The sequence below is a fragment of the Micromonospora sp. CNZ303 genome (assembly GCF_004345505.1).
The window spans coordinates 92,237-100,616 of the sequence record NZ_SLVT01000025.1; the positions used below are offsets into that span (position 1 = coordinate 92,237).

Genomic DNA, 8,380 nt, shown 5'->3' on the forward strand with positions numbered 1-8,380 from the left:
GGGCGGCGCGGGTCGTCAGGCCGGGCGGGTGGCGAGGAAGGCGAACAGGTCGGGCACCCGGCCGGACCCCGCCTCGGTGGTACGCACCAGCGTCAGGCCGGCGTCGGTGACCGCGTTGAGCAGGCCGGCCATCGGGACGTGCCAGGCGCCGACGCGCACCCGCACCCCGTGCGGCGACCAGGCCCGGAAGCTGCGCTCCCGGTCGGCGTAGCCGCCGTCGATCACGATCCGCGCCGGATCGGAGCGGTCGGCGAACGCCCCCACGAAACACGGGTGCACCCCCACGTGCACGAACCGCCCGCCGGGCGCGAGCACCCGCGCCGCCTCGGCGACCACCGCCGCGTAGTCGGGCACGTCGGTGTGGGCCAGCACGCACGCCACCGCCGGCACCGAGGCGTCGGCCAGCGGCAGCGCCGCCGCGTCGGCGCGGGCCACCGGCAGGCGCGGGCGGGCGTGCCGCAGCTGCCCCCCGGAGAGGTCGACCCCCACCGGCTGCCAGCCCAGGCGGCGCAGCTCCGCCGCCTGGAGCCCCGTGCCGCAGCACAGGTCGAGGCAGCGGCCGGGGCCGGTGCCGAGCAGGTCGCGGAGCTGGTCGCGAACCCGGGTCAGGTAGTCGCTGGACGTGTCGGTGGCGAACGCCTCGTACCAGTCGGCGTGCGCGTCGTAGGCGGCAACCGTCATCCCCGCACGGTACGGCCGAACGCCCCGCCCCGCCGCCCCGTCGGCGATCCGTTACGGTCAGCCGCATGACCTGGGACGAGCTCGACGCCCATCTGGACGGGGTGCCCGGCACGGTGTCGGCGTACGTGGGGCGGGTCGGCGCCACCCCCGCCTGGACCCGGCACGCCGACGCGACCCACTACGCGGCCAGCACCATGAAGGCGGCGGTGCTCGTCGCGCTGCACCGCGCCGCCGAGGCCGGCGCCCTCGACCTGGACGCCCCGGTGCCGGTGCGCAACGAGTTCGACTCGGCGCTGCCCGGCGCGCCCCGGTTCTCCTGCGCCCGGCACTACGACAACGACGAGGCGGTCTGGGAGCGTGTCGGCGCCGAGGCGACACCGCGCTGGCTCGCCCACCGCATGATCGTCCGCTCCAGCAACCTCGCCACCAACCTGGTCATCGGCCACGTCGGACTGCCGGCGGTGGCGCGGGTGTGGGACCTCGCCGGGGCCCGGCACAGCGTCACCGGCCGGGGCATCGAGGACTTCGCGGCCCGCGAGGCGGGCGTCACCAACCTCGTCACCGCCACCGACCTCGCCGCGTTGCTCGGTGCGCTGGCCGCCGGCGCGGAGACCCCGGGTCCGCTGGCCTCGCCGGCCGGCTGCGCCGCCATGCTCGACGTGCTGTTCGCCCAGGAGCACCGCGAGGACCTGGCCGCCGGGCTGCCCGAGGGCACCCGCATCGCGCACAAGAACGGCTGGGTGCGCGGCGTGCGGCACGGCGCCGGGGTCGTCTTCCCCGACGACGCGCCGCCGTACGCCGTCGTCGTCTGCACCACCACCGACCTCGCCGACGGCGGCCCCAGCGGCGAGGAGGACGACGACGCCTGCCGCCTGATCGCGCGGGTGTCCGCCGCCGCCTGGGCCGCCCGGCACGACCTGACCTGAGGCCTCACTCCAGCAGGTGTGTCCGCAGCGCCGTCACCACGTCGTCGGTCACGCCGAGGCCGTCGCGCAGGTACGCCCCGATCGACCCGTGCACCCGGCGCACCTCCGCGTACGCGGCGTCCAGGTACTCCTCGCGCACCTCCAGCACCGGGCGCACCGCCTCGACGTCCAGTTCCGGCGACCGCCGCCGCATCGCCTCCAGCAGGACCTCCCGCAGGCTCTCGGTCAGCCGGTTGTTCGCCAGGTAGTCCGCCCGGATCGCCGCCTCGTCCACGCCGAGCGCGCTGAGCAGCAGCACCGTCAACCAGCCGGTGCGGTCCTTGCCCGCGGAGCAGTGGTAGACCAGCGGCAGGTTCTCCGCCCGGGCCGCCAGCCGCACCGCCGTGCCGAAGTTCGCCCGCGCCGACTCCCCGCTGACGAACCAGCGGTAGATCGCCGCCATCGCCGCCGGCGTGCCCTGCTCCGCCAGGCCCGCGTACGCGCCCAGGTCGTGGCCGAGCAGCACCGCCGAGACGTACGTGAAGACGGGGTGCTCGGCGTCGTGCACCGGCAGGTGCACCACCCGCGGCTGGCCGGTCAGCCGGTCCGGCGGGGCGACCGCCGTCTCCGAGTGGTCCCGCAGGTCGACCACACAGGCCGGGCCGAGCTTGGCCAGCACCGGCAGGTCCTCGTCGGTCAGCCGACCCAGCGCCGGCGTGCGGATCAGCGCCCCCGGGCGCACCCTGCGGCCGTCGGCGCCGACCAGGCCGCCGAGGTCCCGCGCGTTCGGCGCGCCCACCAGTTCCCAGTCCCGCCCGCTCATGCCGGTGCTCCGCCGCGCCGCGTGCCGCCACGAGGCACCACCGCCCCGCACCTGATGATTCGCTCACTCCGCTCGCTCATGGCCGCACTCCGCTGCGCTCCGTGCCGCCATGAGACACCACCGCCCTGCACCTGATGATTCGCTCACTCCGCTCGCTCATGCCGGCCTCCCCTTCGCCTGCCCGTGCCCGTATAGGGTGCCGCACATGACGATCGCCGCGGTACGCACCCACCGGCTCTCTGCGCCCCTGCACACGCCGTTCGTGACCGCGCTGCGCCGCACCACCACGGTGGAGACCCTGGTGGTGGAGGTGGTCGATGCCGACGGCCGGTCCGGCTTCGGCGAGGCGCCGCAGGTGTGGCAGGTCACCGGGGCGTCGGTCGCCGGTTCCGAGGCGTGCGTGCGCGAGCTGCTCGGCCCGGCGCTCACCGGCCGCGACGCCGACGACCTGGTGGCCCGCTGCATCGAGGTGCAACGGGCGGTCGTCGGCAACGAGGCGGCCAAGGCGGCCGTCGACGTCGCGCTGCACGACCTGGCGGCGCGGCGACTCGGCGTACCGCTGGTGCGGCTGCTCGGGGGCACCGCCCTGCGGGTGCCCACGGACGTCACGCTCGCTGCGGGCGACGCGGTGGACCTGGCGGCGGCGGCCCGGCAGCGGCGGGCGGAGGGCTTCGGCGTGCTGAAGCTGAAGGTGGGCACCGACGCGGCCGGCGACCTGGAGCGGGTCCGCGCGGTGCGCTCCGCCGTCGGCGACGGGGTCCGCATCCGGCTGGACGCCAACCAGGGCTGGACCCCGCGCGAGGCGGTCCGGGTGATCCGGGGCGTCGAGGACGCCGGGCTGGACGTGGAGCTGGTCGAGCAGCCGGTCGCCCGCTGGGACCTGGACGGGCTGGCCTGGGTCAGCGACCGGGTGGACGTGCCGGTCCTCGCCGACGAGTCGGTCTTCGGCGTCCGCGACCTGGTCGAGGTGATCCGCCGCCGGGCCGCCGACATGGTCAACGTCAAGCTCGCCAAGTGCGGCGGCCTGCATCCGGCCCGGACGCTGCTCGACCTCGCCGCCGCGCACGGCCTCGGCACCGTCGTCGGGTCGATGATGGAGAGCCAGGTGGGCATCGGCGCCGCCGCGAGCCTGGTGGGCGCCTACGGCACCACCGCGGTGGCCGACCTGGACGCCGCCTGGTGGCTGGCCTGGTCGCCGGTGCGCGGCGGCCTGCGGTACGACGGAGCGACCGTCGTGCTGCCGGACGCGCCGGGCCTGGGCATCAGCTCCGTGACTGAAGTAAAGATGCAGACTGCTGGTTGATGCTCGTCGAAAACTTTCATATGGTCGCGGGAACATTCGGCGCGAGCTGGGGGTGGACGTGGAGCTGCAACCGGGCCGGGAGGCCGTGGTCCGGGTCGCCGTCGCGACCCTCTGGAGCTGCCCCGAGGCGGTACGACCCGTCGACGGCCCCGCCCTGGCCGCGCGTACGGACATCGCCGCCTGGATCTCCGGCATGGACACCGACCAGCAGGTCGGCGACTGCGTACTGAGCCAGCTGCTGCTCGGCGAGCGGGTGCTGGTCACCGAACTGCGCCCCGACGGCTGGGCCCAGGTGGTGGCGGTCGAGCAGCCGGCCCCCCGGCTGCACCCGCGCGGCTACCCCGGCTGGCTGCCCACCGAGCAGCTCGCCCCCGTGGCCGGCGCCCCCGAGGCGGACCCGCTCGTGGTCGACGCCACCGTCACCGCGCTGCGCGACGCGCCGGGGGGCGCCGAGCTGCTCTCCGGGGTGATCCTGGGCACCCGGCTGATCCCGGCCGGGCCGGCGGTCGACGGCTGGCAGCCGGTGCACGCGCCGGGCCACTCCGCGCCACTCTGGCTGCCCGCCGGCGACGCGGTGCCGGTGCCCACGGCGCCCCCGTCGGCCGAGGAGGTGCTGGCCGTGGCGCAGCGCCTGGTCGACGTCGTCTACATCTGGGGCGGGGTGTCGGCGTACGGCATCGACTGCTCCGGCCTGGTCCACCTGGCCTGGCGGCGGCTCGGCGTGCTGCTGCCGCGCGACGCCAGCGACCAGGCGACGGTGACCACGCCGGTGCCGCTGGGCGCGGAACGCCCCGGTGACCTCTACTTCTTCGCCCGCCCCGGGCGCAGGATCCACCACATCGGGATCGTCACCGCCGACCCGCGCCCCGGCGACGACCGGCGGATGCTGCACGCCTGCTACCTGCGGCGCCGGGTGCTGGAGGAGCGGCTGCCCGACGAGCGCACCGCCACCCTGGTCGGCGTGCACCGCGTCTGACCCGCGTACGACACGAGAGGGGCGCCCCGGTGGGGCGCCCCTCTCGTCGCGTCGCGTACGCCTCAGTGGCGGGCGTCGGCCAGCACCCGCCGCCGGTCCCGAGAGGACTTGACCAGGCTGGCCACGGTGGCCACCGCGAGGGTGCCGAGGATGATCGTCAGTGAGAGCCAGATCGGGATGTGCGGGGCCCAGGAGACGTGCTCGCCGCCGTTGATGAACGGCAGCCTGTTGTCCGCCAGGGCCTCCAGCACCAGTTTGACGCCGATGAAGCCGAGCACCACGGCCAGGCCGTAGCTGAGGTAGATCAGGCGGTTGAGCAGGCCACCGAGCAGGAAGTAGAGCTGCCGCAGGCCCATCAGCGCAAAGACGTTGGCGGTGAAGACCAGGTACGGCTCCTGGGTGATGCCGAAGATCGCCGGGATCGAGTCGAGCGCGAAGATCAGGTCGGTGGTGCCGATGGCGATCATGACGATCAGCATCGGCGTGAAGATCCGCTTGCCCTTCGCCGTGTGGGTGGTCAGCCTGGCGCCGTCGTAGTCCCGGGAGATCGGCAGCGCCTTGCGGCTCCACCGGATCAGCAGGTTCTCGGAGAACTCGTCCTCGTCGGGCTCGCCCTGCCGGGCGAGGTTGATCGCGGTGTAGATCAGGAACGCGCCGAAGATGTAGAACACCCAGGAGAACTGGGAGATCAGCGCCGCGCCGGCCGCGATGAAGCCGCCCCGCATGACCAGCGCCAGCACGATGCCGATGAGCAGCACCTTCTGCTGGTACTGCCGGGGCACCCCGAACCGCGCCATGATGATCACGAAGACAAACAGGTTGTCGACCGAGAGGCTGTACTCGGTCAGCCAGCCGGTGTAGAACTGCCCGGCCGCGCTGGCCCCGGAGGCCAGCCAGACGCCACCGCCGAAGATCAGTGCCAGGGCGACGTAGAAGCCGACCCAGAGGCTCGACTCACGCACGCTGGGCTCGTGCGGCCGCCGACCGACGATCAGCAGATCCACGAGCAGGATCCCGGTCAGGGCGACGAGCGTCCCCACCCAGACCAGTCCGGACACGTCCAAGGTTCATTCCTCCGGCAGACACGCAACGACGGGCACACCGTACGCCCTTCGTGGACGCGGTGTGCCGGCGACGCTGACTCTGGTGACTGTCGGAGGTCTCTTCCGTCGCCGTCCCCGAGGGGGCGGCGACCGACGGGCCGGGTCGTGCGTCCAGGGATCGGCGCTCGACCGTGCTGACGACTCCGTCGCGGGGGAATACTCCCCTCCTCGCCCGTCATTCTGGCCCACCGCCGCCAGTGGCCGCATCTCGGGTCGCGAGTGTCCTTTCCCACCCCGACGCATCGATGCCGGTCGGCGGCGGGCATCGAGACCGGCCGCACCACCCGTAGAGCGTCCTAGGAGGCTAGTGCTCCGAATCGGGCGCGACCAGCGGATCGGCGAGCGACCAGCCCGCCGCCAGCACCGCGTCGCAAGCCGCCACCGCCCGGGCCAGTCGCCGCCGGTGCGGGCCGGCCAGCTCGACCACCGGCACCCCGCAGCCGGCCAGTTCCGCCCGGAAGCGCCCCGTCATCCACGCCCGCAGGTGCTCGCCGTCGCGCAGCCCGTCGTCGTCGAAGGGCACCCCGTCGTGGTCGGTCAGCAGGTACAGCGCGGGACGCCGGGCCGCCGCGCGCACCCGCGCCGACGTCGACCCCAGGTACCGCTCCTCCCAGACGGCGGTGGCCCGCGCGTCCGTGTCGCAGAACAGCAGCGGGCCGCACGAGCGCGCCGCGTCGTCCTCCGCCGCCTGCTGCTGCCGGACCACCTCGGCGAAGTCGTCGCGGTCCCAGGCCACGTCGAAGACCGTCGCCGCCGGATCCCGCCCGCGCAGCCGGGCCAGCTTCCGCGCGGTCAGCTCCCGGCCGTACTCCGGGACCCAGCGGGTGCCGTAGTGCGCGGCGAGGGCGGCGGCCATCGTGGTGGTGCCTGTCGACTCCGCGCCGACGACCACCACCCGCCGGACGAACCACGCCCGCACCGGCGCGCTGAGCCGGTCCCAGTGACCCGCCGGGTCCGCGCGCACCGCCGTCCCCGACACGGGCACGCCGCCCCGCCCCGGATCCACGCAGACCGACACCGCGTCGAACCGCCGGGCCAGTTCCTCGCCGTACGCCTCGGAGGAGAAGACGGCGTCCACCGGCGCCCCGCCCAGCGCCTCGCGGAACACCGCGCAGTGCAGGTCCCAGACCGCCGGGTCGGCGTAGTCCACCGGGTGGTCGTCGTAGCGGCCCACGAAACGGACCCACGGGGTGGCCGCGTGCACCTCGCGCAGCCAGTCCAGCCGCAGCGCGAGCGGGATCGACTCCCGGCGCGACGGTGCCACCACCACGGTGACGGCCGCGCAGCGGGCGGCGGCGGCCTCGATCAGCGCGTGGTGGCCCGCGTGCGGCGGATAGAACTTGCCCACCACCATCGCGTGCCGGAACTCCGGCGCCGCCGGTCCGGTGCCGACGTCTTCCGCCGGCGTTCGGCCGGTGGCCGCCCCGGTCACGCCGTTGCCGGGGCCGGGCCCGGGGGCACCGGGGTCGGGGCGGCTCCGCGCCGCAGGTCCGCCCGCCACTCGCGCAGCCCGAGCACGCAGAGCCCGAGGAAGATCACGTAGAGGGCCGCGGTGAGGTACAGGCCCTTGTAGGCGTAGAGCGGGATGTAGATCAGGTCGGCGGCGATCCACAGCCACCAGCTCTCCACCCGCTTGCGGGTCTGCCCGTACGTCGCCAGCAGCGACAGCGCGGTGGTCAGCGCGTCGGGCAGCGGCACGGTGGAGTCGGTGGCCCCGTCCAGCAGCGCCCAGAGCCCGCCGGTCAGCACCACGCCCGCCGCCGCCAGCGCCCACCACTCCCGACGGCCCGTCCGGCCAACCGTGAGCCGGGTGCGCCGCTCGCCGCCGTACAGCCACGCCCACCAGCCGTACAGGCCCAGGCCGACGTAGACGACCTGGAGGCCGGCGTCGGCGTAGAGACCCGCCGTCCAGAACAGCAGCATCAGCAGCAGCACGTTGGCGATGCCGACCGGCCAGTTGGCGATCCGCTGCCGGGCCACCAGCCAGACGTTGAGCACCCCGGTGGCGAAGCCCAGCAGCTCCGCCCAGGTGGTGCCGGTGCCGGCCACGGTGAACGCCGTACCGGTCAGCCAGTCGATCATTCGCCTCCCCTTTCCGCGCGCCCACCCTAGATCCGCCCGGCCAGCGGGAACAGGCCCCCGCGAAGCTCGGCCGGCACGGCGGCGTGAAAGGCTCCCGGGCATGGTGCTTGAGGTCGCGCTCATCGACGTACTGCCCGGACACGAGGACGAGTTCGCCGCCGCGTACGCCAAGGGGCATCCGGTGCTCGCCGGCACGCCCGGCTGCCGGTCGGTGCGGATGACCCGGGGCGTCGAGTCCCCGAGCCGGTTCGTGCTGCTGGTCGAGTGGGACTCCGTCGAGGCGCACAACGACAACTTCCGCGCCACCGAGCGCTTCGCGCAGTGGCGGGCGCTGATCGGCCCGTACTTCGCCAACCCGCCGCTGGTCGAGCACTTCGTGGACGTGCCGGCCTGAGCTGTCGTACCCCTGCCCTAGTACTGCAACGGCAGTAGGCGAATCGAGTTCGACTTGTGTTCGTTGGTCTGCCTGTGACGGATGTTGATGTTGCTCGGTGGCATGGGGAGTTG

General features: G+C 74.3%; 9 protein-coding genes. 4 read left to right on the forward strand and 5 right to left on the reverse strand.

What is annotated here, in order from left to right; translation table 11 throughout:
- Positions 1-15: 15 nt before the first annotated feature.
- Positions 16-681 carry a methyltransferase domain-containing protein gene (locus EV374_RS29170; protein WP_132240361.1) on the reverse strand — a complete coding sequence of 222 codons (666 nt, stop codon included), beginning with the start codon at positions 679-681 and terminating at the stop codon, positions 16-18.
- 65 nt (positions 682-746) lie between these two features.
- Between EV374_RS29170 and EV374_RS29175 the strand changes: the two genes are divergently transcribed.
- Complete coding sequence (locus EV374_RS29175; RefSeq protein WP_132240362.1) at positions 747-1,607, forward strand: serine hydrolase; 861 nt, start codon at positions 747-749, stop codon at positions 1,605-1,607.
- Positions 1,608-1,611: 4 nt separating this feature from the next.
- Here the strand turns inward: EV374_RS29175 and EV374_RS29180 are convergent, their stop codons facing one another.
- Positions 1,612-2,409 carry a tyrosine-protein phosphatase gene (locus tag EV374_RS29180; RefSeq protein WP_132240363.1) on the reverse strand — a complete coding sequence of 266 codons (798 nt, stop codon included), beginning with the start codon at positions 2,407-2,409 and terminating at the stop codon, positions 1,612-1,614.
- A gap of 205 nt (positions 2,410-2,614) precedes the next feature.
- Here EV374_RS29180 and EV374_RS29185 point away from each other — a divergent pair, with 205 nt between their 5' ends.
- Positions 2,615-3,712 (forward strand): dipeptide epimerase, encoded by a 1,098-nt coding sequence (locus EV374_RS29185; RefSeq protein ID WP_132240364.1) that lies wholly within the window; start codon positions 2,615-2,617, stop codon positions 3,710-3,712.
- Positions 3,713-3,770: 58 nt separating this feature from the next.
- Complete coding sequence (locus EV374_RS29190; RefSeq protein ID WP_132240365.1) at positions 3,771-4,688, forward strand: NlpC/P60 family protein; 918 nt, start codon at positions 3,771-3,773, stop codon at positions 4,686-4,688.
- A gap of 62 nt (positions 4,689-4,750) precedes the next feature.
- Here the strand turns inward: EV374_RS29190 and EV374_RS29195 are convergent, their stop codons facing one another.
- The 3 genes from EV374_RS29195 to pnuC form a co-directional block, all read right to left on the reverse strand.
- Positions 4,751-5,752 (reverse strand): TerC family protein, encoded by a 1,002-nt coding sequence (locus EV374_RS29195; RefSeq protein ID WP_132240366.1) that lies wholly within the window; start codon positions 5,750-5,752, stop codon positions 4,751-4,753.
- A 343-nt stretch (positions 5,753-6,095) separates the two neighbouring features.
- Positions 6,096-7,223, reverse strand: a complete 1,128-nt coding sequence (locus EV374_RS29200; protein WP_486486025.1) for an AAA family ATPase — start codon at positions 7,221-7,223, stop codon at positions 6,096-6,098.
- Positions 7,220-7,873 carry a nicotinamide riboside transporter PnuC gene (gene pnuC / locus EV374_RS29205; protein ID WP_132240367.1) on the reverse strand — a complete coding sequence of 218 codons (654 nt, stop codon included), beginning with the start codon at positions 7,871-7,873 and terminating at the stop codon, positions 7,220-7,222. The genes EV374_RS29200 and pnuC overlap by 4 nt, the downstream gene beginning before the upstream one ends.
- A gap of 100 nt (positions 7,874-7,973) precedes the next feature.
- On the opposite strand from pnuC, the gene EV374_RS29210 reads away from it, so the two are divergent.
- On the forward strand, positions 7,974-8,267 hold the full coding sequence (locus EV374_RS29210) for an antibiotic biosynthesis monooxygenase family protein (RefSeq protein ID WP_132240368.1): 294 nt from the start codon (positions 7,974-7,976) through the stop codon (positions 8,265-8,267).
- Positions 8,268-8,380 lie beyond the last annotated feature (113 nt).

Coding starts and splice junctions, on each gene's coding strand:
- EV374_RS29210 (WP_132240368.1), top strand. CDS start 7,974: ATGGTGCTTGAGGTCGCGCTCATCGACGTACTGCCCGGACACGAGGAC.
- EV374_RS29175 (WP_132240362.1), top strand. CDS start 747: ATGACCTGGGACGAGCTCGACGCCCATCTGGACGGGGTGCCCGGCACG.
- EV374_RS29185 (WP_132240364.1), top strand. CDS start 2,615: ATGACGATCGCCGCGGTACGCACCCACCGGCTCTCTGCGCCCCTGCAC.
- EV374_RS29170 (WP_132240361.1), bottom strand. CDS start 681: ATGACGGTTGCCGCCTACGACGCGCACGCCGACTGGTACGAGGCGTTC.
- EV374_RS29180 (WP_132240363.1), bottom strand. CDS start 2,409: ATGAGCGGGCGGGACTGGGAACTGGTGGGCGCGCCGAACGCGCGGGAC.
- pnuC (WP_132240367.1), bottom strand. CDS start 7,873: ATGATCGACTGGCTGACCGGTACGGCGTTCACCGTGGCCGGCACCGGC.